Annotated in this window: 23 protein-coding genes and 1 tRNA gene; 17 read left to right on the top strand and 7 right to left on the bottom strand. The window is 64.7% G+C overall.

The features are described 5' to 3' along the window. Positions 1-19 precede the first annotated feature (19 nt). The 5 genes from GSQ79_RS26685 (at position 20) to GSQ79_RS26665 (ending at position 5408) form a co-directional block, all read left to right on the top strand. Positions 20-1150: an NAD(P)/FAD-dependent oxidoreductase gene (locus GSQ79_RS26685; protein WP_158811772.1), complete on the top strand. Its 1131-nt coding sequence runs from the start codon at positions 20-22 to the stop codon at positions 1148-1150. A gap of 224 nt (positions 1151-1374) precedes the next feature. Further along, positions 1375-1815 (top strand): RidA family protein, encoded by a 441-nt coding sequence (locus GSQ79_RS26680; protein ID WP_246725619.1) that lies wholly within the window; start codon positions 1375-1377, stop codon positions 1813-1815. Between the two features lie 53 nt (positions 1816-1868). Then, complete coding sequence (locus tag GSQ79_RS26675; RefSeq protein ID WP_158811770.1) at positions 1869-2996, top strand: LLM class flavin-dependent oxidoreductase; 1128 nt, start codon at positions 1869-1871, stop codon at positions 2994-2996. A 250-nt stretch (positions 2997-3246) separates the two neighbouring features. Then, on the top strand, positions 3247-4827 hold the full coding sequence (locus GSQ79_RS26670; protein WP_158811769.1) for an NAD(P)/FAD-dependent oxidoreductase: 1581 nt from the start codon (positions 3247-3249) through the stop codon (positions 4825-4827). A 113-nt stretch (positions 4828-4940) separates the two neighbouring features. Beyond that, a complete protein-coding gene (locus tag GSQ79_RS26665) occupies positions 4941-5408 on the top strand; it encodes a MarR family winged helix-turn-helix transcriptional regulator (RefSeq protein WP_158811824.1) in 468 nt (155 codons plus the stop codon). A 185-nt stretch (positions 5409-5593) separates the two neighbouring features. On the opposite strand, the gene GSQ79_RS26660 is transcribed toward GSQ79_RS26665, so the two are convergent. The 4 genes from GSQ79_RS26660 to GSQ79_RS26645 form a co-directional block, all read right to left on the bottom strand. Continuing rightward, the gene (locus tag GSQ79_RS26660; protein WP_158811768.1) at positions 5594-5806 is read right to left on the bottom strand and encodes a hypothetical protein; all 213 of its coding nucleotides are present in this window, start codon (positions 5804-5806) and stop codon (positions 5594-5596) included. Then, positions 5803-6930, bottom strand: coding sequence for a hypothetical protein (locus GSQ79_RS26655; RefSeq protein WP_158811767.1), 1128 nt, complete (start codon positions 6928-6930; stop codon positions 5803-5805). Before GSQ79_RS26655 ends, GSQ79_RS26660 begins: the two co-directional genes overlap by 4 nt. 91 nt (positions 6931-7021) lie before the next feature. Then, a complete protein-coding gene (locus GSQ79_RS26650) occupies positions 7022-8575 on the bottom strand; it encodes an indolepyruvate oxidoreductase subunit beta family protein (RefSeq protein WP_158811766.1) in 1554 nt (517 codons plus the stop codon). Next, positions 8572-10737, bottom strand: coding sequence for an indolepyruvate ferredoxin oxidoreductase subunit alpha (locus GSQ79_RS26645; RefSeq protein WP_158811765.1), 2166 nt, complete (start codon positions 10735-10737; stop codon positions 8572-8574). Before GSQ79_RS26645 ends, GSQ79_RS26650 begins: the two co-directional genes overlap by 4 nt. A 435-nt stretch (positions 10738-11172) precedes the next feature. On the opposite strand from GSQ79_RS26645, the gene GSQ79_RS26640 reads away from it, so the two are divergent. The 10 genes from GSQ79_RS26640 to GSQ79_RS26595 all read left to right on the top strand — a co-directional run bounded on the left by GSQ79_RS26640 (position 11173) and on the right by GSQ79_RS26595 (position 20048). Further along, entirely contained in the window at positions 11173-12681 is a 1509-nt protein-coding gene (locus tag GSQ79_RS26640) for an ABC transporter substrate-binding protein (RefSeq protein ID WP_158811823.1), read from the top strand. A gap of 67 nt (positions 12682-12748) precedes the next feature. Beyond that, the gene (locus tag GSQ79_RS26635) at positions 12749-13720 is read left to right on the top strand and encodes an ABC transporter permease (protein WP_174243281.1); all 972 of its coding nucleotides are present in this window, start codon (positions 12749-12751) and stop codon (positions 13718-13720) included. A gap of 25 nt (positions 13721-13745) precedes the next feature. After that, positions 13746-14630, top strand: coding sequence for an ABC transporter permease (locus GSQ79_RS26630; RefSeq protein ID WP_158811764.1), 885 nt, complete (start codon positions 13746-13748; stop codon positions 14628-14630). Beyond that, positions 14627-15508, top strand: a complete 882-nt coding sequence (locus tag GSQ79_RS26625) for an ABC transporter ATP-binding protein (RefSeq protein ID WP_158811763.1) — start codon at positions 14627-14629, stop codon at positions 15506-15508. Before GSQ79_RS26630 ends, GSQ79_RS26625 begins: the two co-directional genes overlap by 4 nt. Further along, the gene (locus GSQ79_RS26620) at positions 15501-16328 is read left to right on the top strand and encodes an ABC transporter ATP-binding protein (RefSeq protein ID WP_158811762.1); all 828 of its coding nucleotides are present in this window, start codon (positions 15501-15503) and stop codon (positions 16326-16328) included. Before GSQ79_RS26625 ends, GSQ79_RS26620 begins: the two co-directional genes overlap by 8 nt. A 29-nt stretch (positions 16329-16357) precedes the next feature. Next, the gene (locus GSQ79_RS26615; protein WP_246725604.1) at positions 16358-16969 is read left to right on the top strand and encodes a VOC family protein; all 612 of its coding nucleotides are present in this window, start codon (positions 16358-16360) and stop codon (positions 16967-16969) included. 203 nt (positions 16970-17172) lie between these two features. Next, positions 17173-17955 (top strand): cyclase family protein, encoded by a 783-nt coding sequence (locus tag GSQ79_RS26610; RefSeq protein WP_158811761.1) that lies wholly within the window; start codon positions 17173-17175, stop codon positions 17953-17955. A 10-nt stretch (positions 17956-17965) separates the two neighbouring features. Next, a complete protein-coding gene (locus GSQ79_RS26605; RefSeq protein ID WP_158811760.1) occupies positions 17966-18874 on the top strand; it encodes a fumarylacetoacetate hydrolase family protein in 909 nt (302 codons plus the stop codon). Positions 18875-19263: 389 nt separating this feature from the next. Continuing rightward, on the top strand, positions 19264-19716 hold the full coding sequence (locus tag GSQ79_RS26600) for a hypothetical protein (RefSeq protein ID WP_158811759.1): 453 nt from the start codon (positions 19264-19266) through the stop codon (positions 19714-19716). 77 nt (positions 19717-19793) lie between these two features. Then, positions 19794-20048 carry a hypothetical protein gene (locus GSQ79_RS26595; RefSeq protein WP_158811758.1) on the top strand — a complete coding sequence of 85 codons (255 nt, stop codon included), beginning with the start codon at positions 19794-19796 and terminating at the stop codon, positions 20046-20048. A gap of 77 nt (positions 20049-20125) precedes the next feature. Here the strand turns inward: GSQ79_RS26595 and GSQ79_RS26590 are convergent, their stop codons facing one another. From GSQ79_RS26590 to cpdR, 3 genes are all read right to left on the bottom strand, one after another. After that, complete coding sequence (locus GSQ79_RS26590) at positions 20126-20398, bottom strand: hypothetical protein (protein WP_158811757.1); 273 nt, start codon at positions 20396-20398, stop codon at positions 20126-20128. A 198-nt stretch (positions 20399-20596) separates the two neighbouring features. Beyond that, positions 20597-20671: transfer RNA gene (locus GSQ79_RS26585), tRNA-Val, on the bottom strand. 128 nt (positions 20672-20799) lie between these two features. Continuing rightward, positions 20800-21183 (bottom strand): cell cycle two-component system response regulator CpdR, encoded by a 384-nt coding sequence (gene cpdR, locus GSQ79_RS26580; RefSeq protein ID WP_305764643.1) that lies wholly within the window; start codon positions 21181-21183, stop codon positions 20800-20802. Between the two features lie 299 nt (positions 21184-21482). Here cpdR and GSQ79_RS26575 point away from each other — a divergent pair, with 299 nt between their 5' ends. Beyond that, the gene (locus GSQ79_RS26575) at positions 21483-22424 is read left to right on the top strand and encodes an N-formylglutamate amidohydrolase (RefSeq protein ID WP_158811756.1); all 942 of its coding nucleotides are present in this window, start codon (positions 21483-21485) and stop codon (positions 22422-22424) included. Between the two features lie 285 nt (positions 22425-22709). Continuing rightward, the gene (hisN, locus tag GSQ79_RS26570; protein WP_158811755.1) at positions 22710-23507 is read left to right on the top strand and encodes a histidinol-phosphatase; all 798 of its coding nucleotides are present in this window, start codon (positions 22710-22712) and stop codon (positions 23505-23507) included. Positions 23508-23561: the final 54 nt, after the last annotated feature.

Here is a 23561-nt window from a genome sequence, read left to right as displayed (position 1 = left end):
GGTCCTTGAAAGGCAGCATATGTCAGGGTTGAAAGCGATCATCGCCGGCGGCGGATTCGGCGGGCTCACCGCCGCCGCCGCACTGGCGCAACGCGGCTGGCGCGTCACCGTGTACGAGCGCCAGGCGGAGGTGCGCGCCGCCGGCTCCGGGATCTACATCTGGGAGAACGGGCTGCGCATCCTCGACGCGATCGGCGCCAAGGTGGTTTCGAACGAGACCTTTCGCGGCCGGGCGATGGAGCAGCGCGACGGCCAGAACGGCGTGATCGACTCCGGCGAATTTCCGCCGGATCTTCGCCTGGTGACCGTCCCGCGCAAGACCCTCCTGGAAGGGCTGCGGGATGCGGCGCTCCGCACAGGTGTCGACATCCGCACCGGCGCCGAAGTCATCGACGCCAGTGCAGGCGGCACGCTGACCTTCGCCAGCGGCGCGGTGGAGAACGCCGACCTGGTGATCGGCGCCGACGGCGTCTGGTCAAAAGTCCGCGAAGCGCTCGGCCTCGAAGTGTTCCACGAGCAGACGCTGGAAGGCGCGCTGCGCGCCATCATCCCTGGCACTCAGGCCGAGCTCGGGCCGGGCGGCCAGGATAAATACATCGAGAATTGGAACGGCGAGCGGCGGTTTCTCATCACGCCGCTCAGCGCCAGCGAGATCTATCTCGCCTTCACCTGCCCCAAATCGGACGAAGCCGGCAAGCAGAGCCCGCTCGACAAGGCGTCTTGGGGCGCGACCTTCCCGCACTTCGCCCATCTCATCGATCGCGTCGAGGCGCTGCTGCCCTGGGGCACTTACAGCACCATCAGCGTCAAGAGCTGGTCCGCCGGCCGCGCCGCGATTTTGGGCGATGCCGCCCACGCCCAGCCGCCGAATCTCGGCCAGGGCGGCGGCATGGCGATGCAGAACGGCCTGGCGCTCGCCGTGGCGATGGAAGGGGTCAGCGATCGCCGCGACATTCCGGACCGGCTGGTCGCCTGGGAACAGCGCGAGCGCGACCTCGTCGACCACTGCCAGAAATGGTCGCGGCTCTACGGCGAGGTTTCGTTTCTGCCCGACGATGTCCGCAAACGGGCGATCCTCGGCACCATGGCCGATCCCTGGATCCGCACCCAGATTCTCAAGGCCGCCCGCAGCCATCCGACCGGCACCTGACGTATGAAAGCTGAGATACCCCACAGCTTAGAACCTTGCGTGGAAACTATTTTAAGCCTAAAATGAAGTCACCGCGCATTGCGCTCTGCTTTGTTTCAGGCGGTCCCCGGCAGCGCGACCGCGTCGTTACCGCGCCGCGAGACCCCGCTGCACCAGACGTCGAAAGGTTCGTTGTGCCGATGTCGGCCTTGATTTCCAGTAATGCCCAAAACGGCGCCGCGCCTCTGACGGACGGTGCCGTTGCCCCGGTCGCCGGCAACCGCATCCTGCATCCCCAAGGCTGGCCGCGCGCGCGCGGCTATGCCAACGGCGTTGCCGCGGAAGGCCGCATCGTCGTCACCGGCGGCGTCGTCGGCTGGCGCATCGACGGCAGCTTCCCGGCCGACTTCGTCGGGCAGGCGCGGCAGACGTTCGAGAACATCGCCGCGATCCTTGCGGAGGGCGGCGCGACACCGGAGCACATCGTGCGGCTGACCTGGTACGTCACCGACATGGACACCTATCTGGCCGATCCCAAGGGTCTGGGCGACGCCTATCGGTCATTGTTCGGACGGCATTTCCCGGCGATGGCGGCCGTGCAGGTCGTGCGCCTCGTCGAAGCCGCCGCGATGATCGAGATCGAGGCGACCGCGATCGTACCCTTCGAGATCAAACCGATCGCATAGAGACCTGCCGCCGCCTGCTGCGCATCACGATTGGAAAAAAGATGGAGACGCCGATGTCCATTCAGAATCCGATGCTTCGCAAGAACCGTTTCAAGCTCGGGATCTTCGCCGCCAACTGCTCCAACGGCATGTCGGTGACGACGGTGCCGGAGCGCTGGGATGCCTCGTGGGACAGCAACCTGCGTCTCGCGCAGATGACCGATGACGCCGGCCTCGATTTTTTGCTGCCGATCGCGCGCTGGATCGGCTACGGCGGCAAGGCCATCAACTTTCAGGGCGGCGTTTTGGAGACGACGACCTGGGCTGCCGGGCTTCTCGCGGCGACCAGGCAGATCGCGGTGATCTCGACGGTGCATACGGCGGCCAACAATCCCGTCGTGGCGGCGAAGCAGATCGCGACGCTCGACCAGATCGGTCACGGCCGCGCCGGCCTCAACATCGTCGCCGGCTGGAACGCGCCGGAATATGCGGCGCTCGGGCTTTCGCTCCCTGCCGCTCACGCCGAGCGCTATGCCTATGCGCAGGAATGGATCGACGTCGTGCAAAAGCTTTGGCAGACGCAAGGCGTGTTCGATTGGGACGGCACCTTCTTCAAGCTGAAGGGCGTGCATAGCGACCCCAAGCCGATGCGCGGGCGCGTGCCGCTGGTCAATGCCGCCGGTTCCGGCGAAGGCCGCGAATTCGCCGTGCGCAACGCGGACTTTCTCTTCACGCCCGCGATCGACCTGACGCGTTCCATCGACGAGATCAAGGCGCTGAAAGCGCAGGCGGCCGGCGTCGGGCGCGACGTCGACGTGCTGACCTTCGCTCATGTCGTCTGCCGGCCGAGCGAAGCCGAAGCCAAGGCCTATTACGATCATTACGTCGCGCAGACCGACTGGGAAGCACTCGACGCCCTCGTCGCGCTGCAATTCGCCCACGCACAGTCGTTCCCGCACGATCTGCTGGCGATGATCCGCGAGAGCATGGCGGCCGGGCACGGCGGTTTTCCGCTCACCGGCACGCCGGAACAGGTCGCAGACGGCATCCAAAAGCTCGTCGAGGCGGGCTTTGGCGGCACCACGCTGTCCTTCGTCAACTACGTCGACGAGTTCCCCTATTTCCGCGACGAGGTCTTGCCGATCCTCGAAAAGCGCGGCCTGCGCACGGTGGCGCCGACCTCGGTGCTCGAACCCGTCTGATCGATTCTCCCTTGCGCGAAGCGCGGGGGAAGGAGACCGCCGAAGGCGGTGGCGTGGGCAAGGGCAAGACCCAAACCGACCGATGTGCCGGCGCCTGGCTCATTCGCGATACGCCAAGCGAGCCGCCCCTCACCATGCTTCGCACGGTCCCCAGGTCGAAAACGGCGCGGGGGAGAATCCCGCCCCATCCAATGCTTGCATTGTCATAGACCGCTTTTACGATGCGCCGACAGCGCAAGGGAATCCCGCCATGGCCGAAGCCGATTACATCCTCGTCGGCAGTGGCATCAACGGCCTCGTCTGCGCGGCGATGCTCGCGCTCAAGGGCCGCAAGGTTCTGCTGCTGGAGCGTGAGGACCGCATCGGCGGCTGTATCCGCACCGAGGCGATCACCGCGCCGGGCTTCGTCCATGACGTGATGGCGACGACCTTCGTCCTGTTCGTCACCTCGCCGGCCTTTGCCGTGCTCGGCCCCGAACTCGAACAGCGCGGTCTGGCCTTCGCCCAATCAGAGGTGCCGACCGGCGTGCTGCGACCGGACGGCGCACATCTCGTGCTCACGCGCACGCGCGAGACCAACCGCGCGGCGTTTGCAGCGCAAGCCGCGGGCGATGGCGACGCCTTCGATCGCGAGATGGCACTGTTCGGCCACAACGCCGGCCTGGTCTTTTCGGTGCTCGGCGGCAGGCTGTGGTCGGCGGCAATGCTGCGCACGATGGTCCGTGAAGTCTGGACGCGCGGCCCGCGCGGCTTTGCCGCCTTCCTCGGCGAAACCCTGACGTCCGGCCGCGCGCACCTCGAAGGCCGCTACGCGTCGAGCCTGGTGCGCGACCTCTTCGCGCCCTGGGTGCTGCACACAGGTCTTGGGCCGGAAAGCGCGTTTTCCGGCGAGATGCTGAAGGTCATCGGCTTCGCGCTGGAAGCCGCCGGCGCGCCGATCGTCAAAGGCGGCGCACAAAGCCTGCTCGACGCCTTCGCGCGGCTGATCCGCGACAAGGGCGGGATCATCGAGACCGGCGCGGACGTCGCCGGCGTCACCCGCGACGCTAAGGGCCGCGCCAACGGCGTGACGCTCGCCGACGGCCGTCGCCATGCCGCTAGGCACGGCGTGATCTGCTCGACGGCACCGGAGCAGCTGTATCGCCGCCTGCTTGGCGGCAAGGATCTGCCGGCCGAGATCGACGATGGTTTGGCGCGCTACCGCTATGGCAAGGGCAACATGCAGGTCCACTACGCCCTCGACCGGCCGCCGCAGTGGCGCGGCCCGGGCCTCGCTAACGTGGCGCTGCTGCATCTGACACCCGGCCTCGACGGCGTGTCGAAGGCCTGCAACGAGGCCGAACGCGGCATGCTGCCGGCAGTGCCCACCATCTGCGTCGGCCAGCCCACGGCGCTCGACCCGAGCCGCGCCCCGGCCGGCAAGGCAGTGCTCTGGCTGCAGCTGCCGGAAATGCCGCGCACCATCAAAGGCGACGCCGCCGGCACCATAGCCGCGCCGGACGACGGGCGATGGACGCCAGACATCCGCGAGGCCTATGCCGATCGCGTCGAGGCGATTCTCGCCCACCACATCGACGGCTTTGGCGAAAGCGTCATTGCCCGCCGCGCCTATTCGCCGGCCGATCTCGAGGCGATGAACGTCAACCTCATCGGCGGCGATCCCTACGGCGGGTTCTGCGGGATGGACCAGTTCTTCCTCTGGCGCCCGTTCAAGAGCACGGTCAACCACCGCACGCCCGTGCCGAACCTCTATCACATCGGCGCCGCGACCCATCCCGGCCCCGGACTCGGCGGCGGCTCGGGCTATCTGCTGGCCAAGGCCCTGTCGTGAGCAAAGCGAAAGGCAAGGGAACGCCGCCCGCCATCGCCGAGCAGACGCTGCATGCCGCGCCGCGCCGCGGCGCGAAAGCGCCCGACGCGCCGTCGCCGCTATCCGCCTGGCCGATGGGCGACGAGGAGGCGATCCCGACGATCGGCGAGATCGGACTCAACCAGTTCGCGCCCTACCTGCTCAACCGGCTTTCGGCGCAGTGGAACGCGGAACTGCAGGAGGTGCTGAAAGGCCTCGGCATCAGCACCACCAAGATGCGCGCCCTGGCGGTTTTGACGGTGGCGTCCGGCATTACCGTCAACGAACTCGCGCTGTTCGCGGTGACCGAGCAATCGACGATGAGCCGCACCCTCGACGGGCTGGAAGACCAGGGTCTGATCCGCCGCAAGCCGAAGGCCGACGACATGCGCGTGCGCGAAGTCTTCATCACCGAAAAAGGTCTCGGCCTCTTCGCGTCGCTGTGGCCGGATATTTATGGGCTCTACGCCCGGTTCTTCGAGGGCGTCGACGAGATGGAGTTCCGCGGGTTCATCGCGACGCTGCACAAGGTGCTGCGCAACACGCGGAACCAGCCGACGTAGGATGCCTCGCGTACAGCGTTAAGGGTGCAGCCTGCCTCGCTTCAAAGCCCACAGTTTAATGCGCTTTGCTTTGTTTTTCTGCTGGTTTCCCGAATAAGCGGAATAATTGGCGTATGCATGGGTAGAGTTGGCAGGAAGCGGATCAGACAGACAAGGGATTGCCTCCACGTCAAACTCGCCGACCGTCACACCATAGACGGCGTCAGATCGATATCCCTGGTCTCTATACCGAAGATAAGCCGCCGATGCATCCGTGAGCGAGCCTCGATCGACCGAAAGCCTGCTGCCATCTTTCGGCGTGGGCTGGAAAGCTTGACTTGATGGCTCTCCGTCAAAGAGAAAGCCCGGATGGATTTGGCGAAGTAGATCTCGTCCTTGTCGCTGAGCTCAGCCCTCATGCAGGGGCTCCGACGAACAAGTCGTCGAATGCAGCAAAGAACATGTCATCCAATTCGTCGAACGCCTTAACGTCCATTTCCTCGGGCCCGTCGATCCTTATGCCGTAGATCTCGACCGAGCCCATTGCGCTGATTTCGACCGAGAGGTCCCAGCCGAGATGCTCGAACTCGAAAAGAACGCCGCCTGCGATCGTTGGGTAGATCTTGTACAGCCCCGCGAAATGCGGACGTTTCGACAATAGCAAATCGGCGGCTTGTGTTGCGTGCGCACCGATCTCGAGTCCGTCCCCGTCGTTCCATCCACCCTTCAAGTGCTGCAGTTCAACAATCCTTTGACGACAGCGACCGAGGCCGTTCGCGGACGCCGGATCAATCAGCGCGACATCGAGAACCTCGACGATCTCACGCAGGCAGTCCGCCTTATCGAGTTTTACCTGAAGTGAATACTGAACATCTGCATCTATATTGCCATCGAATTCACTCGCCACACGGTCGCTGTCGATAGGAATGCGTATCTCGCCGTGCTTAGTCGTCAGAACATTTATGTAACCATCGATATGAAGCCCAAGAAGCTTCCCAATACCCTCAGACCGCGCCTGGTAAGTTTCACTAACATGGGTGATTAAAATCTTGCGACGAAATGAGTCGAGATAAACCACGTTCCCGTCACGACCTTTGCTGCCGACAAATTCAATACGTTCGTGGTCTCGCAAGCCCGACCCAAGCTTGTTAAGTGCCCGGATTTGCTCGGACGACAAAATTGTCGGGAGGCGATCGTGTCCCGCCCCATCGACCAGTTCTACAAGCTGAACGCAGGATCGCTCGACGAACACCTCTAGTTGGTCGGCGAAGCCTGGAAGCATCGCTTGCACAACGTCTCGTTTCCAGCTCAGTCTTGGTATCGCACTGCCCGAGTCGATCCCAACTAGGTCAAAGGCAATGCTTGCTTCAAACCCTTTTGGGAGACGTCGATCCGAATTGGCGGCGCGCCAATTTTCTTTTGAATAGAACACAAGGAGGTCGCGAAACGCGGGCAGGTCGGAAAGAACATCCAGCGGCAATCGTCCACCCATGAACCGGACGCCGACATATCGCAGCTGAAACGTTCGGTCTGCCTCGGTCATGCCATTTTGTCGCCTTCCAACACCATCCCGTCAAGAGAGCGGCGCATGCCCGTCTCAAAATGGTTGCTTGGCGCCCAGAATCAAGAAATCATCACACATACGCGCTGCGCATGGTCGCCAGCGCGCCGTCGAGGGCCGCGCCCTTCTCGTCCGCCAGCGCGGCCTCCTTCAGCCGCCGCAGCCAGGCCGCGCTATCGGCACGGCCCGTCAAAAAGCCGACCTCCGCCAGCACCCGGTCGAACTTCGACAGGCCTCTGGCATGGGTGTCGGAATAGCCCTTCACCAGCCGGCGGCAGGCGAGCGCCTCGACGGCGAGATCGTAGTCGCGCGGCGCGGTCGCCGTCACGACATCGAGCCAGTGCGCGACATGCGCCATCTCGCGCTCGTGGCGCAGCGTCCCGCGGCGAAACGCCTTGAGACCGGACACGATGTAGAGGCCCAGAAACCAGAAGATCGTGGCGGTACGCACACGGCGTCCGCGGTTCACCACGCGGTCCAGCGCTTTCACGAGCCGAGGACGAGCTTCCAGCGCTTGCCCGAGCCTGCGTGGGAGCGAACCCAACACCTCTTCCATGCGCGGGTGCATGAACTCGGTCATGATGACGATCTGGTCGCCCTTGGCACCGACTTCGCGGTGCACCCGGTCGAAGCGGCTCGCCCGCGTCTTGAGATCGGCGACGCGGATGACGTCGTCGTAGCTCATCCCCACCGCGAGGTATTTTGCCGCCTGCACGGTCAGCGCGAAGCTTTTGGTGTCGCCACCGCATTGCCGGTCGAGCGCCAAAAACGGCGCGAGGCGATCGAGGTATTCGTTGGCGTAGGCGACATCCTGGTAGTCGACGAGCCGTTCGACGCCGGCGCGGGCGAGGTCCTGGGCCTCCGGCGGCAGTTCGCGGGCGATCCGGTCGAGAAGCGCGTCGAGCGCGGCGTATCCCGTCGCGACCGGTGCAGGCGCGACTTTTGGCGGCGGCGCCGGGATGTCGTCCAATGGCTTCTGCGTCACGCCCGAGAATCCGGCGGCGAAGCCGCGCAGGCTCGGTTCGGCGCCCTTGCCGCCGACACGGATGGCGTTCTCATAGGCGTCACGGCGGAACGGCAGCACGGCCGCCCCGGCGAGTGCGCCGAACAGCGTGGCGGAGATCACCGTGCCGTTCTGCTCGGCAAGCGCCTGCATGTCGAAGCCGATGATGCGTTTCGCCGCAATGCCGGCGGCGGCGAACACCGCGTTCGGATCGGCGATGCCGTTGCCCGGCTTCTCTTTTTCCTGGACGGCGAAGGCGCGGTGCGTCGAGGCGATCAGCACCGTCCTGTCGGGCGTGACGAGGCCGCGCATCATCGAGCGCCCGGCCTCCATGAATTCCGCCGCCAGGACCACATCGACGTCGCCCGGCGTCGGCATCAGCGCGAAGATGGGGCGGCGGCCGGCCTTTTCTGGCAGCATTTCGATATAGTAGATCGTCGCGCCGGTGCGCTGCGCGACGCCAGGCACCGAGGTCGATTGCGCCGCCCAGCCTTCGGCCTCCGCCATCGCCACGATCCAGTCCGACAGCACGCCGCCGCCCTGCCCGCCCATCGCCAGGATCGCGACGCAGAGCGGCCGGTCGGTGGAAAGCCGCACGGGGCGCGCGAGATCGACGAGTGTCATGACGACATCTCGGCCGCGAAGACAGTGCGGCGCGCGGCGCGGCGGCGCTGCAGATGGCCGATGACCGCGCCGCGAACGCGCGCCAGCAAACGATCCACGCGCGTCGGGTTGGAGATGATGTCGGCGCGATAGAACGAGGGGCAAAGCACCGCCGCCTCGGCGACTTCGCCGCAATTGCCGCAGCCGACGCAGGTCTGGTCGATGGCGGCGACGGGATCGTCGCGCAGCGGGTCGGACGTTTCCTTCACCGACAGCGAGGGGCAACCGGAGAGCCGGATGCAGGCGTGATCGCCGGTGCACACGTCCTCGTCGACGCCGAATTTTTCGCGCACCATGCGCTTGCCGTCCTTGATCGCCTTGGCGATCAGGGGGCGGATGCGCCGCTGCTTGTTCAGCATGCACTCGGAAGACGCCACGATGATCTTCGGGCCCTTGTCCTTCGACGACAGCGCGTCGCGCAGCGTATCGCGCATCCTCGCGACGTCGTAGGTGCGGTCGATCTGCCGTACCCAGGTGGCGCCGATGCCTTTCACCGCAGCGACGATCGAATTGTTGGTCAGCCGCCCCGGGTTGTCCGCGCGCGACGACAGGATGTCCTGGCCGCCCGTCGCGGCGGAGTAGAAATTATCGACCACCATGATGACGCCGTCGTGCTTGTTGAACACGGCATTGCCGACGCTTGTGGCGAGACCGTTGTGCCAGAAACCACCGTCACCCATGATCGAGATCGGCCGCTTTTTCGCCGGCACGTTGAAGGCGGAGGCCGAGGCCGGCCCGAGGCCGTAGCCCATCGTCGTCGCGCCGATGTTGAACGGCGGCAGGATCGAGAACAGGTGGCAGCCGATGTCGGCAGACACATGATGGATGCCGAGTTCTTCCTCGACGAGCTTCATTGCGGCAAAGATCGGCCGCTCCGGACAGCCGATGCAGAAACCGGCGGGCCGCGCCGGCACCACCGCGGCCAGCGCCTTGATGGCGGGGTCGGCAAGAACCATCGCGGCGCTCGGCACCGGCGGTCGGTTGCCGAGCAGCAGCGGCGCATGCGTCTCGATGAAGGCGGCGAGGCCTTTGACCAGCACCGGCGCGGTATACTCGCCGCCCTGCGGCAGCAGGTCCTTGCCGCTGACCTTCGTATTGATGTCGCGGCGGCGGAGCAGCGTATGCAGCGTGTGCTCGATATACTCCGGCTGGCCCTCCTCGATCATGATGACCGCCGTCTTGCCGAGGCAGAACGCGACCACCTCGTCATCCACCATCGGATAGGTCACGTTCATCACGTAGATCGGCACGGTGGTCTCGCCGTAGACGTCGGCGAGGCCGAGGAATTGCAGGGCCCGCATGACATTGTTGTAGAGACCGCCCTGGATGATCAGGCCGATCTCGCCGACGTCCGGACCAAAGTGCTCGTTGAGCTTTTGTGCCTTGATGAAGGCGACGGCGGCGGGCCAGCGGTTCTCCAGCTTTTCGTTTTCGTGGGTGTAGGCGGCGGGCGGCAGGACGATGCGGCCGAGGTCGCGCTTGGGGTTTTCCAGCGCGTCCTTCAGCGTGAAGGTCGGGCGCTTGTTGTCCTTGGCGACGAACTGGCCGTGGACGTGGCAGCCGCGCACGCGGACCTGCATCATCACCGGCGTGTTGGAGGCTTCGGAAAGCTCGAACCCGTCCTCGACCGCCTTCACCATGCATTCGAGGTTGGGGCGCGGATCGAGCAGCCACATCTGCGATTTCATCGCGAAGGCGTGGCTGCGCTCCTGCATGATGGAAGAGCCCTCGCCGTAATCCTCGCCGAGGATGATCAGCGCGCCGCCTTTGACGCCGCCCGACGACAGGTTTGACAGCGCGTCGGCGGCGACGTTGGTGCCCGCCGTCGACTTCCATGTCACTGCGCCGCGCACGGGATACATCACCGAGGCCGACAGCATCGCCGCGGCAGCCGCTTCGGAGGCCGAGGACTCGAAGTGCACGCCGAGGTCGTCCAGCACGTCCTTGGCGTCGGCGAGCACGTCCATCAGATGCGAGATCGGCGAACCCTGATAGCCGCCGACGTAGGACACGCCGGACTGCAGCAGTGCCTTGGTGATCGCGAGAATGCCTTCGCCGCGGAACACGTCGCCGGCGCCGAGCTTGAGGTCCTGGACCTCGGACGCGAAGGATCGTTCAGCCATGCCACACTCCTCGCACGCCGACGGCCAATGACCCGCCGAACGATCTATGCATTGTCATATGATCTGGCTTGCCATTGTCAACGCCTCTTAAGCCGGCGCACGCCGCGTGCGACCCTATCATCAAGTAACCTTTCAATAGAAAGCCCGATGGCTAGCGCGACAACGCAAACCCGGGCGCCCGTGGCGGCGTCTTGGTCTTGCCGGAAATGGGCAATGTCTTGTTAGACATCATCTGCATCTTTATCGAACGAAGCGCGCCTAAACATTCTGCAGCGGCTGCGCAAAATCACTGCAATGCGGCCATAGCGGAAACACCGATAACGTTTTAAGTTTGAAGGAGTGAGCGCGGGCCTTGTTATTGTTGGCGTACCGCAATTTTGGGGAAAACGGATGGTTGGATTGTCACCCCAGCACGCCCTGTCACGCCGGCAGACGATGGCGCTCGGCGCGGGGGGCTTCATCGCCAGCCTGCTCGCCGGACGCATCCCCGTCCAGGCCGCGGACAACGGCACGCTGACCATCGCCTACCACGTCAATTTGCCCTCCTTCGATCCGACGATGGGACCGTCCGGCGTCAACCCGAGCATCCAGGCGATCTACCGCTCGGTCTTCGACCAATATATCGGCCAGAAGCCGGATCTCAGCTGGGAGCCGGGTCTGCTCACAGCCTGGGGCTGGAACGAAGACAAGACCAAGATCTGGATGGATGTCCGCCCCGGCGTCACCTGGCACGACGGCTCGCCGCTGACGCCCGAAGACATCGTGTGGTCGCTGACCCGCGCCGGCGACCCGAAGGGGGCCAACTCGATCCAGTTCATCTGGTCGAAGATCGCCAACTTCAAGATCGACGGGCAGAAGATCACCGCCGACGTGGTCTCCTTCGAGCCCACCATCTTCATGTGGATGGGCTTCATGACCGGATACGTCATGCCGAAAGCCTATTTCGAGAAGGTCGGGGCGGACGGCTTCGAGAAGAAGCCGATCGGCACCGGCCCCTACATGGTCGACGAGTATCAGGGCAACGCGTTCCTCCGTCTCAAGGCCAATCCGCATTACTGGGGGCCGAAGCCGGCGTTCGAGACCGTCGTGTTCAAGTTCGTCACCGATGCGACGAGCCGGGTGGCCGAAATCGAGAGCGGCTCTTCCGACCTCACCCTCGAAATCCCCTACGAGGAATATGATCGGCTGCGCGCCAAACCAGGGTTCGCCGGCGTCGCCACGCCGGTCTCCGACATCGGCCTGATCTTCATCACCAATGTCGCGCCGATGCTCGACAAGAACGTGCGGATGGCCGCCCACCTCGCCATCGACAAGGAGGCGCTGGTAAAGCGCCTGCTCAAGGGCTACGGCGTGCCGATCAGCACCTTGGAAGCGCCGATCTACACGGCCTACGATCCCGCGATCAAGATTGCCTACGATCCTAAGAAGGCGGCGGAGCTGTTGAAGGCCAGCGGCTTCTCGCCGGAGAAGCCCGTCAAATTCACCATCCAGACGACGCGCGGCTACAAGCCGAAAGACTATGAGATGATCCAGGCGATCGTCGGCATGTGGCGCAAGGTCGGCATCCAGGCCGAGATCGAAGTCTACGAGATCGCCAAGCACTACGAGTTGCGCCTGAGTGGCAAACTCGGGCCTGCGGCCTTCTACAACTGGGGCAATGCCACCGGCGATCCGACGAATTCGACCGGCTTCGCGATGTTCCCGATGTCTCCGCACAGCGCCTGGAAGGGCCCTGAGGTGCTCGGAATGATTGGGCCTCTGTGGGGCGAGAAGGACGAGACGAAGCGCATCGCTGGCTGGAAGGCCGTCGATCGCGCGGTGGCGGACGATGCTCTGATCATCCCGCTGCTGCAGTATGTTCAGCCGGTCATCTTCAAGAAGGCGCTGAAGGTGACCGCGAACGAGTCGGCGGCGATGCAGCCGACCCTGGTCGCCAAGGCGTGATGTGTAAAGCGGGCCTCGTCATCCAGGCGCGCCCGTGATCGCCGGCGCGGCCCACCGCGCCGCAATGATGGCGGTGACGTTGTTCGGCGTCGCGCTGGTGGTCTTCGTGCTGCTCCGCGTCGCGCCGGGCGACCCCATCGCCATGATGATCGGTCCCGGCGCCAGCCCGGCCGACATCGTGGCGCTGCGCGCACACTACGGGCTGGACGGCTCGCTCCCGATGCAATTCGCTGTGTGGCTCGGCGCGATGCTGCACGGCGATTTCGGCACGTCGATTTCGCTCCGCCGCGATGTCGTGGCGTTGATCGGCGAGCGCTTGCCGGCGACCCTCGAACTGGCGTTTTGCGCGCTCGGCGTCGCCCTCGTGCTTGGCATCGCCCTCGCGGTGATCGGCACGCTCGGCAAGCGCCGCGCTGGCGAAGCGGTGGTCGATGGTGCGACCGGGCTGCTGCTCGCCATTCCCGATTTCGTCTGGGCCCTGCTGCTTGTGCTGCTGTTCGGCGTCGCGGTGCCGCTATTTCCGATGTCGGGCCGTGTCGACCCGAGCCTCGGCGCGCAATTTCATACTCCGTTTTATCTTCTGGAGGCCCTGGTGACAGGCCAGGGCGCGGCCGTGCGCGATGCCGCCGCCCACCTTGTGATGCCGGTTCTGGCGCTCGCTCTGCCGCTCGCCGCGATCATCGCCCGCGTGCTCAAGGGTGCGCTCGACGAGGCCATGGTGCAGGACTACGTCCTCCTTGCGCGCGTCAAAGGGTTTTCCGAGTTGCGGATCGTCACCCGCGAGGCGCTGCGCAACGCGATCGGCCCGACGCTGGCCCTGACCGGCGTGCAGTTCACCTTCCTGCTCGGCGGCACGGTGATCGTCGAGCGCATCTTTTCTTTTCCCGGTCTCGGCAACATGGCGATCGAGGGCGTCATCAATCGCGACCTGCCGCTGATCCAAGGCATCGTTCTGACCTTCGGCTTCCTCTTCATCCTGACCAATCTCGTCGTCGACCTCACGGTGGTTGGCCTCAACCCGAAACTCCGCCATGGTTGAGGCGCAAGTGTCCCCGAGTCAGGCCATGCCGAAACCCTTTTCGCGCACACGCGGCCGACCGCGTTTTCCTGCACTGATCCGCCTTCTCCAAAATCCCAAACTCGGCCTCGGCGGCGGCTTCGTTCTGCTTCTGGTGATCATCGCCGTGTTCGCACCGGCCATCGCGCCGCATGATCCGCTGGAACAGGATCTGATGGCGTCAGCGCTGCCGCCGTTCTGGCTCGCCGGTGCGGATCCGGCGCATCTTCTCGGCACCGACGATCTCGGCCGCGACGTGCTCTCGCGCCTGATCTTCGGCTCGCGCGTCGCACTGACCGTCGCCGTGGTGGCCGGCGTTGCGGCCGGCACCGTTGGATCGTTGCTCGGCCTTCTCGCCGGCTATTTCGATGGCTGGACCGATATCGCGGTCTCGCGCCTCATCGAAATCTGGATGGCCTTCCCGGCAGTGCTGCTGTCGATCCTCATCGTCGCGATCCTCGGCTCCGGCGTCGGCACCGTGATCGTCGCCATCGCGATCATCGACTGGACGCGGTTCGCCCGGGTGATCCGCGCCGACACGATGGCCAACGCGCAGGCGGACTACGTCGTCGCCGCGCGGACGCTCGGTTTCGGGCGCTGGACCATCCTGTTCCGCGAGATCCTGCCCAACGTCATGCCCGGCCTCATCGCGCTTCTTGCGATGGAGATGGGGATCGCCGTGGTGATCGAGGCGATCCTCTCCTTCGTCGGCCTGTCCGTCTCCTCGGACACGCCGACCTGGGGGAGCATGATCGCCTCCGGGCGGCAGATCATCTACCAGGCCTGGTGGGTGTTCGCCGCGCCGCTCGCCGCGGTGTTCGCCACGGTCCTCGCCTTCAACCAGCTTGGCGACGGCCTGCGCCGCGCGCTCGATCCGGTGATGCGGCGATGAGCGAACCAAGACTCCTCAGCATCGAGGGCCTGTCCGCCGTCTCGGATCGCGACAACGGTGCGCCGATCCTGCGCGACGTGTCGCTCGCGGTGGCGCCCGGAGAAATCCACGGCCTCGTCGGCGAAAGCGGCGCCGGCAAGTCGACGATCGCGCGCGCCATTCTCGGCATGACGCCGCGCACCGTGCGAATCACGCAAGGCGCGATCATCCTCGGCAACACCGAGCTGCTGAGCCTCGACGCAAGGCAGCTGCGCCGGCTGCTCGGGGCCGAAGTCGCGCTGATCCCGCAGGACCCGCTGACCGCCCTCAACCCGAGCCGCCGCATCGAAGCGCAGATGACCGATGGTTTGCGCATGTGGAAAGGCCATTCCGCGAAAAGCGCGCGGGAGCGGGCGCTCACGCTGCTCGACGAAGTGCAGATGCGCGAGCCCGAACGCGTCATGCGCTGCTATCCGCATGAACTCTCCGGCGGCATGCGGCAACGCGTGCTGATCGCCGCCGCCTTCGCGCTGGAGCCGAAGCTGGTGATCGCCGACGAGCCGACGACCGCGCTCGACGTCACCGTGCAGAAGCAGATCCTCAAACTGATCCGCGCGATGCAGGCGCGGCACAAGACCGGCGCGATCTTCGTCACCCACGATCTCGGCGTCGTCGCGCAGATCTGCGATCGCGTCACCCTGCTCTACCAGGGCAAGGTGATGGAACATGGTTTGACGGCGGATCTTCTGCTGAAGCCGCGACACGCCTACACCAAGGCGCTGGTGCGGGCGACGCCGCGCTACGACCGGCCCGTGGACGGCTTGATCCCGGTTCCGGACGCCGTCATCGCCGCCTGCCGCGCCGAGATCGCCGGCTTCGACGGGGCCACCCATGGCTGAACCCTTGCTGAGCGCCCAGAACCTCGTCATCGGCTACCGCCGCGCGGCGTTCGGCGCTTCCCAACCGATCGTGCCGGTCGTGAAGGGCGTTTCGCTTTCGATCGCGCGCGGCGAAGTGGTCGGCATCGTCGGCGAATCCGGCTCGGGCAAGACCACGCTCGGCCGTGCGCTGCTCGGTCTGATCGCGCCGATGTCCGGCTCCATCGCGTTCGACGGCACGCCCGTCTCCGGCCTTGACGAACAGAGGATGCGGCCGTTGCGGCGCCGCATGCAGATGATCTTTCAGGATCCGATGTCGTCGCTCAATCCGCGGCATAGGATCCGCCGCATCCTCACCGCGCCGCTGCTGCTCCACAAGGTTGCGCGCACGATGCGCGAGGCGGATCAGCAGGCCGCGATGACGCTCGAGCGCGTGGGCCTGCCGCCCGGCGTGCTGACGCGCTATCCGCACGAAATCTCCGGCGGCCAGCGCCAGCGCGTCGGCATCGCCCGCGCCATCATGCTGAAGCCGGACTTCGTCCTCGCCGACGAAATCGTCTCCGGCCTCGACGTGTCGACGCAGGCGCAGGTGCTGCGCCTGATCGGCGCGCTCACCCGCGAGATGGGCTTGGCGATGGCCTTCATCAGCCACGACCTGTCCGTCATCCGCGCCATCTGCGACCGCGTCATCGTGATGCGTCAGGGCGAGATCGTCGAAGAAGGCGCTTGCGACGTCGTCTTCGACGCGCCGCGTGCCGCCTATACCCGCAGCCTCATCGACGCCATCCCGTTGCCGGTGCCCGACTCGACCTGGCTAACGCGCGTAGACGTCGCTGCATGATCGCCAACCTTCGTTCCGGGAGTCCTGTGATGATGTTCAAAAAACGGGTGACGTTGAAGACATTGGGCCTTGCCGCAGCGGGGCTGCTCGCGATCACCGGCACGGCACGCGCCGACACGCTGCCGGGTCTGCGCGGCCATGACCACACCGGGATCACCGTGCCCGATATGGCGCAGGCGATCGACTTCTTCACCAACGTCCTGGGGTGCCATGCCGCGATGACCTTCGGGCCGTTCAAGGACTCGGGCACCTTCATGAAGGATGTCCTCGACGTCGACCGCGCGGCCGTGATCGAACAGATCACGATGATCCGCTGCAAGGCCGGATCGAACATCGAGCTGTTCAAATATACCGCGCCGGACCAGAAGACGGCGATCCCGAAAAACAGCGACATCGGCGGCATGCACATCGCGCTCTATGTCGACGACGTGCAGGCGGCGAAGGACTATCTCGACAGCAAGCACATCCGCACCCTGAAGGGTCCGATCCCGATCGCCGAGGGGCCGGCGTCGGGCGAAACCATCCTCTATTTCTATGCGCCTTGGGGCCTGCAGCTCGAGGCGATCAGTTATCCTCACGGCATGGGATACGAGAAGGGCGCCAGCACGGTTCTGTGGAAACCCACAGCGCCCGCGCAATGAGCGATGTCCGATCGCCGCCCGAGTCATCATCTTGAAACAACGAAGCAAGACAGCTTAATCTCGCGACCTGCCGCGCAAGCAAACGAGCGCCGCAGCCTCGCGATCGAAGTTCGACCCGCCGGCCCCGATTTCACCACGCGCCACTGCGTGCCGATCGGCACCCGCGGTTTCAGGTCCAACACTTCAGGAAAGAGTGAGAGAGAATGTCGAACGAGCTTTTAGCCCAAGTCGCCGTGGCGCTCGCAAGCGGCGGGATCCGCGTCGTCGATCTCACCCAGACCTTGAGTCCTTCGACGCCGGTGATCGGCCTCCCGCCGCCCATCGCCCCGTCGAACGCCTTCCGTATCGAGGAAATCTCGCACTACGACGAACGCGGGCCCGCCTGGTACTGGAACAACATTTCCATGGGCGAGCATACCGGCACTCATTTCGACGCGCCGGTCCATTGGGTCACCGGCAAGGATTACGCCGACGGCTACACCGACACGCTGCCGGCGCAGCGCCTGGTCGCCCCCGCCGTGGTGATCGACTGCTCGAAAGAGGCTGCCGCCGACGAACGCTTCACCCTCCAGCCCGACCACATCACGGCCTGGGAGGCGAAGCACGGCCGCATTCCGGACGGCGCCTGGGTGCTGATGCGCACCGACTGGTCGAAACGCAGCGACCCCGACGCCTTCCTCAACATGAAGGAAGACGGCCCGCACTCGCCCGGCCCTTCGGTGGAAGCGATGCGCTTTCTGGTGGGGCAGCGCAACGTCAACGGCTGGGGCGTCGAATGCGTCGGCACCGACCACGGCCAGGCCTTCATGTTCGAGCCGCCGTTTCCCGCGCACAACATGATGCACGGCGCGGGGAAGCTCGGGCTCGCCAGCCTCACCAATCTCGATCAGCTGCCGCCGACAGGGGCCATCCTGATCACGCCGCCGCTGAAGATCGAGAACGGCTCGGGCAGTCCGCTGCGTGTCCTGGCGCTGGTCGGCGTCTGAGAATCCCAGCGTGCAGATCTTGAGATTGAGCCTCGACGGCGCGCCACGTCTCGGCGTCGTCGAGGACGCGATGATCGCCGTCCTGCCGCCATACCTCGGCGACATGGTCGATGTGATCCGCGCCGGTGCCGACGGCCTTGCTGCCGTCGCCGCCGCCGTGCCGGGTGCGCCGCGCGTTCCCCTCGCCGGGGCGGCGCTGCTCGCCCCGATCGATCGTTTTGGTCGCGACATTCTTTGCACCGGCTGGAATTACTGGGCGCATTTCGACGAGAGTGTCGGCAAGCGTGGCGACCAGGAGGTGGCACGCCCGACCGCGCCGGTGTTCTTCACCAAGGCTCCGCATGCCGTGATCGGACCGCTCGACCCGATCGCCTATGATGCCCGCATCTCCGCCAAATGGGATTACGAGGCCGAGATCGCTGTCATCATCGGCAAGCGCGGTCGCAGCATCCGCGTGGACGACGCCGCAAACCACATTTTCGGCTACACGCTCGCCAACGACGTATCGCAGCGCGATCTGCAACGCCGCCACGGCGGGCAATGGCTGAAGGGCAAGAGCATCGACGGCACGATGCCGCTCGGCCCGTATATCGTGACGGCGGACGCTATCGACCTGTCGAGCGTGCGCCTCGCATGCCTCGTCAACGGCGTGGAGATGCAAAGTGCCATGGCGAGCCAGATGGCGTTCACCGTGGCCGAGCTGATCGCCGAGCTCTCCTTCGGCATGACGCTGGAACCGGGCGACGTGATCCTGACGGGAACGCCCGCCGGCATCGGCAGCGCCCGCGAACCGCCGGTGTTTCTGCAGGAAGGTGACGTCGTCACGACGCGCGCCACCGGGCTCGGCGCGATGAGCAACATGCTCATCGCCGCCGATCTTTACGGTGCCTCGACGGTCGTCATCGGGGCACCGGCATAAAGCGCGGGCCGAGGGCACCCCGCTGCACCTAGCGCGGCGCGAAATGCAGCCCGTCGATGCCGTTGTTGAGCGTGTCCGTGTCGAGCGAAGCGTCCATGACGATCTCCTTTTAACAGGTATGTGCCTGCAGTTGATAAATGCTCCTGATGACCCGAGCTTTCAATATGTCGATCGTCATATAATTTTTCGATACGGGCATGATTCAACGACCGGAGGATGGTGTCGCGCCCGGCGTCGCGTATGGTCAGCGCCGGCGGAAGGCCGCCGCCGAAGGACGCTTCATGCCAGCCCGCTATCCCAGGACTATCCGTTTTGGTATGTCGATCGCCCTGTGCTGCGGTAGCTTTGGCTCAAGCGGCGCGCAGGCCGGTCCGCCGGAGGAAAAGCCCGTGACGCGTTTGCAAGACGCTCAATCCGCCGTCGATGCCATCTGGACGACGCTGCCGCTGAGCGGCGAGCACGCGATGTTCGTGTCGGAAAAGGCGCTATTGTTCGGCGCCTACACGCCGCGCCCGACCAGTACGTTCAAGCCAGGTGAAACCCTGCTGACCTATATCGAACCGGTCGGCTATGCCTGGGCGCCCGCGGCCGACGGCCTGTTCGCCTTCGGCGTATCACTCGATTTCGAGATCCTCACGCCGGACGGCAAGATCCTCGCCGGCCAGAAGAACTTTCTGTCCTATGCGACGGCGTCGCATGCCAAGGTCAAGGAGCTGATGCTGACGGCATCACTGAACCTCGACGGCTTTCCGGCCGGGTCCTACGTGCTGCATTATACGCTGCGCGATCTCGAGAGCCCGAAGATCGCGGACATCGCCCTTCCCTTCCAGATCGCGGACTAGCGGGAACATTCCTCCAAATTCACGGTTGGATGCGCGGCACTCGTGCCCAATCGATAAAACAATTTGGAGGAAGCCCCATGAAGATTTTGACCTGCGCGAGTCTCGCGCTGTTGCTTTCGCTCGGCGCCGCGCAAGCCCAGTCGATGAACAAGGATGAGGGTGGCGGCAAGGGCGCCGCACCCGGCGCGACGGGTGCAATGGGCAACGTCAACGCCAATGGCGTCGCGACCGATCCAGGCGGCGTGAAGGCGCAGCAGGGCGCCACGTCGAAGAGTGCGCCGGGCACCGTCGGCGCCTCCCCCGGCACGACCCCGCCCGCCAAAGGCCAGTAATCAGCCGTCGGCATACCGTGATCGACAGCGAACGCAAAGCGGCCGGAGATTGTCCGGCCGCTTCTGCTATTGCGTCGTTATGGGAGCAGTTCTGTCGCCGCAAAGGGCTCGGTCTTTCCCGTGCTCTTCGAGTTACCGGCGAAGTAGAGTTGGCAGACCGTCTTGCCGTCCTCGTCCATGACGTGCATGCGCCACGTCTCTGCGGTCCAGGGGTTTCGTCCCTCGTCCCGCAGAATCTCGCCCATTGTTTCCAGGGCCTGGGATTTGGCTTCTTCCACACTCGAAAAGACAACGCCGTCATGATCGAGGGACGTGTCGCCGTCTTTCACGTGGAAGAAATAGCGCGGCATTCGGCTTGCTCCCTAGAAAATCGAGGACACAAGTCCGGCCTGTTCTTTAAGTTCCCGAAACATTTGGCGTTTCAACGGCGAAGACACCCGATCACGGCACGACCCACCCGATATCGTGGCCGCCGTCCACGGCCCAAAGCCTCAGAATGCTCGCTGAAATCTAAAACCAAGTTCACCAGCTAAATCAAAGATTTAGTGTGGTGGGCACGACAGGGATTGAACCTGTGACCCCTGCAATGTCAATGCAGTGCTCTCCCGCTGAGCTACGCGCCCTACGCACTTGGTCGTCCGCGAACTCGGGTCGTTCGCGAGAGGCCGGATATATCGGCAAGGATCGGGGGACGCAACCGGAAAGCGGCATCCCCGCACGGAAATCCGCGGATCGGCCGCGGCGAGACGTCTCAAGCGGCGAGAAGCCGCTGCACCTCGTTGACCAGATCCTTGAGATGGAAAGGCTTCGACAGGATTTTGGCCTGCTTCGGCGCGTTGTTGTCGGGATTCAGCGCGACTGCGGCAAAGCCGGTGATAAACATCACCTTGATGTCGGGATCGAGCTCCGTGGCGCGTCGGGCCAGTTCGATCCCGTCCATCTCCGGCATCACGATATCGGTCAGCAGAAGCTCAAAAGGCTCTTCGCGCAACCTGTTGTAGGCGGACAGGCCGTTGTCGAACGACGATACGTCGTAGCCGGCATTCTGCAGGGCCTTCGACAGAAAGCGCCGCATATCGTTATCATCTTCAGCGAGCAGGATTTTTCCGGTCACCATGTCATCCGTATCGTTCATGTCCCACCCTCGCAACGCCGCCCATATGGCGCCGGGTATGTAAAAATCGAATGAATGCTGGGCGATTGTCTGGCGTTCGGCAAGCCGCTCTTCGTTAGCGACCCGCCTCTTGAAGAGAACGCCGGCATCATAGACATAGAATTGGCGTCGGCATGATGCCGCTTCGACTCGTTGAGACGCAGGAGTGGTTCCCATCATGGCCAAGAAGCGCTCTAAGCGATAGGACGGATTTCAGGCGCGATGCGTAACCCATGCAGAAGCCTCATCGGCGGGCCTTGCCCGCTCTCCCGGGAGGATGAATGAGCAACGGGGAGCCAACAGGTTCCTTCGGCGGGTCGCACGAACCGGCGCATGAGCCGGAACTCGATCCGCCCTTCGACGTCGTCGAGCCGCAAAGCTTGACCTGCCCGCTCGTGTTCTCGTCGCCGCATTCGGGGTCGATTTATCCCAGCCGCTTCCTGCAGAGCGCCCGCCTCGACGCTTTCGCGCTACGCCGTTCGGAAGATGCCTTCGTCGATCAACTTTTCGCGGGCGCCCAGGCGCTCGGCGCGCCGCTGATCAAGGCGCGGTTTCCCCGCGCCTATCTCGACCTCAATCGCGAACCCTACGAACTCGACCCGCGGATGTTCGACGGACGCCTGCCGGGCTTCGCCAACACCCGCTCGGTGCGGGTGGCAGGCGGCCTCGGAACGATCGCCCGCGTCGTCGGTGATTCCCAGGAAATCTATGCCGCACGGCTGTCCGTCGACGAGGGAATCCAGCGTATCGAACGCCTCTATAAGCCGTATCATGCGACGCTGCGTCAGCTGCTCGAACGCTCCTACCAGCAGTTCGGCATCGCGGTGCTGGTCGATTGCCACTCCATGCCCTCGGCCCCGGCGCTGGTGAGCCTCGGCGGCGACAAGAAGCTGAAGACCGATTTCGTCATCGGCGATCGCTACGGCACCAGCTGCGACAAGGATCTGGTGGAGGGGCTGGAACAGGCGATGCGCCGTCTTGGCTACATCGTCCAGCGCAACAAGCCTTATGCCGGCGGCTTCATCACCGAGCATTATGGGGCGCCGCTCAACGGCGTTCACGCCGTTCAGATCGAGGTGAACCGCGCTCTTTACATGGATGAACGGCGGATCGAAAAGCTCGGCCGCTTCACCGATGTCGCCGCGGACCTGACGGATGTCCTGGCGGCGCTCGCCGAGGCGACAACGAAACGCGGCAGCCCGGTGAAGACGGCAGCGGAATAGGTCGCGCTTGGCTTACGGCCAAAAAAGAGGCCGCCTGCGTTACCACAAGCGGCCTAAGTCTAGGGAGGAAACGCCCAAGGAGGGCATCGGCGATAGCAAGGCTACCGCACCGCAACAAGATGCCAGTGCGCCGCACAAAAATCAAGCGCTGCAGTTGACTTTTCCCGCGCATATGCAGGTACGCAGGCAAGCCCTGCGTTTTCCGGGCAGCTGGATTCCAGCGCCGGTTGCGGCTTCCGCGCGGTCGTGGCACTGCCTTTCAAGCGCGCCGGGGGACATCACACCATGACAGCCGTTGATTTTGCAGCCTTCGTCGAAAAACTCGGCGACGCCGCCAGCGAGACGATCCTGCCGTTTTTCCGCACCACGCTCGGCACCGAGGACAAGAACAGCGGCGGCATTTTCGATCCCGTGACCGAGGCCGACCGCGCGGCCGAGGTCGCGATGCGGCGGATGATCGAGTCGATGTTTCCCGCCCACGGCATCGTCGGTGAGGAGTTCGGCTCGGTGCGCGCCGACGCCGACTACGTCTGGGTTCTCGATCCGATCGACGGCACCAAGGCCTTCATCGCCGGTCTGCCCACCTGGGGCGTCCTCATCGGCCTGATGCACAAGGGCCAGCCGACCTACGGCATGATGGTTCAGCCCTTTACCGGCGAACGCTTCGTCGGCGATTGCGGCAGCGCGCACTGGCACGGCCCAGGCCTCGGCAAGGCCCGCGAGCGCCGCCGCCTGACGACGCGCCGCTGCAACAGCCTCGCCGTCGCGACCGTGATGACGACCTCCCCGCTGCTCTATAAAGACGACAAGCTTGCGGCGCTGCGCCGGCTCGAGGCCGAGGCGCGGTTGGTCCGCTACGGCTGCGATTGCTATGCCTTCGCCATGCTCGCCGCCGGCCACGTCGACTGCGTTGTGGAATCCGGCGTCCAGCCCTATGACGTCGTCGCCCTGGTGCCGATCATCGAGGGGGCCGGCGGCATCATCACCAACTGGGACGGCGGCCCGCCGGCCGCCGGCGGCGACGTCGTCGCCTCGGGCGATCACCGCCTGCACAAGCTGGCGCTGGAGCGGCTGAAGGGGTGATCATCGCGCCGTGCCTCTTGTGGAACGCGACGACAGGGGATGATGACGCGCGAT

The organism is Beijerinckia sp. L45 (assembly GCF_009765775.1).
Lineage (GTDB): Bacteria > Pseudomonadota > Alphaproteobacteria > Rhizobiales > Beijerinckiaceae > RH-AL1.
This window is presented reverse-complemented; position numbering and strand designations above follow the sequence as displayed.

Bases quoted from the DNA above. Each gene is read 5' to 3' on its own strand.
- GSQ79_RS26670 (WP_158811769.1), top strand. From the start codon at position 3,247: ATGGCCGAAGCCGATTACATCCTCGTCGGCAGTGGCATCAACGGCCTC.
- cpdR (WP_305764643.1), bottom strand. From the start codon at position 21,183: ATGAACGATACGGATGACATGGTGACCGGAAAAATCCTGCTCGCTGAA.
- GSQ79_RS26645 (WP_158811765.1), bottom strand. From the start codon at position 10,737: ATGGCTGAACGATCCTTCGCGTCCGAGGTCCAGGACCTCAAGCTCGGC.
- GSQ79_RS26595 (WP_158811758.1), top strand. From the start codon at position 19,794: ATGAAGATTTTGACCTGCGCGAGTCTCGCGCTGTTGCTTTCGCTCGGC.
- GSQ79_RS26650 (WP_158811766.1), bottom strand. From the start codon at position 8,575: ATGACACTCGTCGATCTCGCGCGCCCCGTGCGGCTTTCCACCGACCGG.
- GSQ79_RS26655 (WP_158811767.1), bottom strand. From the start codon at position 6,930: ATGACCGAGGCAGACCGAACGTTTCAGCTGCGATATGTCGGCGTCCGG.
- GSQ79_RS26610 (WP_158811761.1), top strand. From the start codon at position 17,173: ATGTCGAACGAGCTTTTAGCCCAAGTCGCCGTGGCGCTCGCAAGCGGC.
- GSQ79_RS26685 (WP_158811772.1), top strand. From the start codon at position 20: ATGTCAGGGTTGAAAGCGATCATCGCCGGCGGCGGATTCGGCGGGCTC.
- GSQ79_RS26620 (WP_158811762.1), top strand. From the start codon at position 15,501: ATGGCTGAACCCTTGCTGAGCGCCCAGAACCTCGTCATCGGCTACCGC.
- hisN (WP_158811755.1), top strand. From the start codon at position 22,710: ATGACAGCCGTTGATTTTGCAGCCTTCGTCGAAAAACTCGGCGACGCC.
- GSQ79_RS26660 (WP_158811768.1), bottom strand. From the start codon at position 5,806: ATGAGGGCTGAGCTCAGCGACAAGGACGAGATCTACTTCGCCAAATCC.
- GSQ79_RS26635 (WP_174243281.1), top strand. From the start codon at position 12,749: ATGGCGGTGACGTTGTTCGGCGTCGCGCTGGTGGTCTTCGTGCTGCTC.
- GSQ79_RS26575 (WP_158811756.1), top strand. From the start codon at position 21,483: ATGAGCAACGGGGAGCCAACAGGTTCCTTCGGCGGGTCGCACGAACCG.
- GSQ79_RS26615 (WP_246725604.1), top strand. From the start codon at position 16,358: ATGATGTTCAAAAAACGGGTGACGTTGAAGACATTGGGCCTTGCCGCA.
- GSQ79_RS26665 (WP_158811824.1), top strand. From the start codon at position 4,941: ATGGGCGACGAGGAGGCGATCCCGACGATCGGCGAGATCGGACTCAAC.
- GSQ79_RS26630 (WP_158811764.1), top strand. From the start codon at position 13,746: ATGCCGAAACCCTTTTCGCGCACACGCGGCCGACCGCGTTTTCCTGCA.
- GSQ79_RS26625 (WP_158811763.1), top strand. From the start codon at position 14,627: ATGAGCGAACCAAGACTCCTCAGCATCGAGGGCCTGTCCGCCGTCTCG.
- GSQ79_RS26590 (WP_158811757.1), bottom strand. From the start codon at position 20,398: ATGCCGCGCTATTTCTTCCACGTGAAAGACGGCGACACGTCCCTCGAT.
- GSQ79_RS26640 (WP_158811823.1), top strand. From the start codon at position 11,173: ATGGCGCTCGGCGCGGGGGGCTTCATCGCCAGCCTGCTCGCCGGACGC.
- GSQ79_RS26675 (WP_158811770.1), top strand. From the start codon at position 1,869: ATGTCCATTCAGAATCCGATGCTTCGCAAGAACCGTTTCAAGCTCGGG.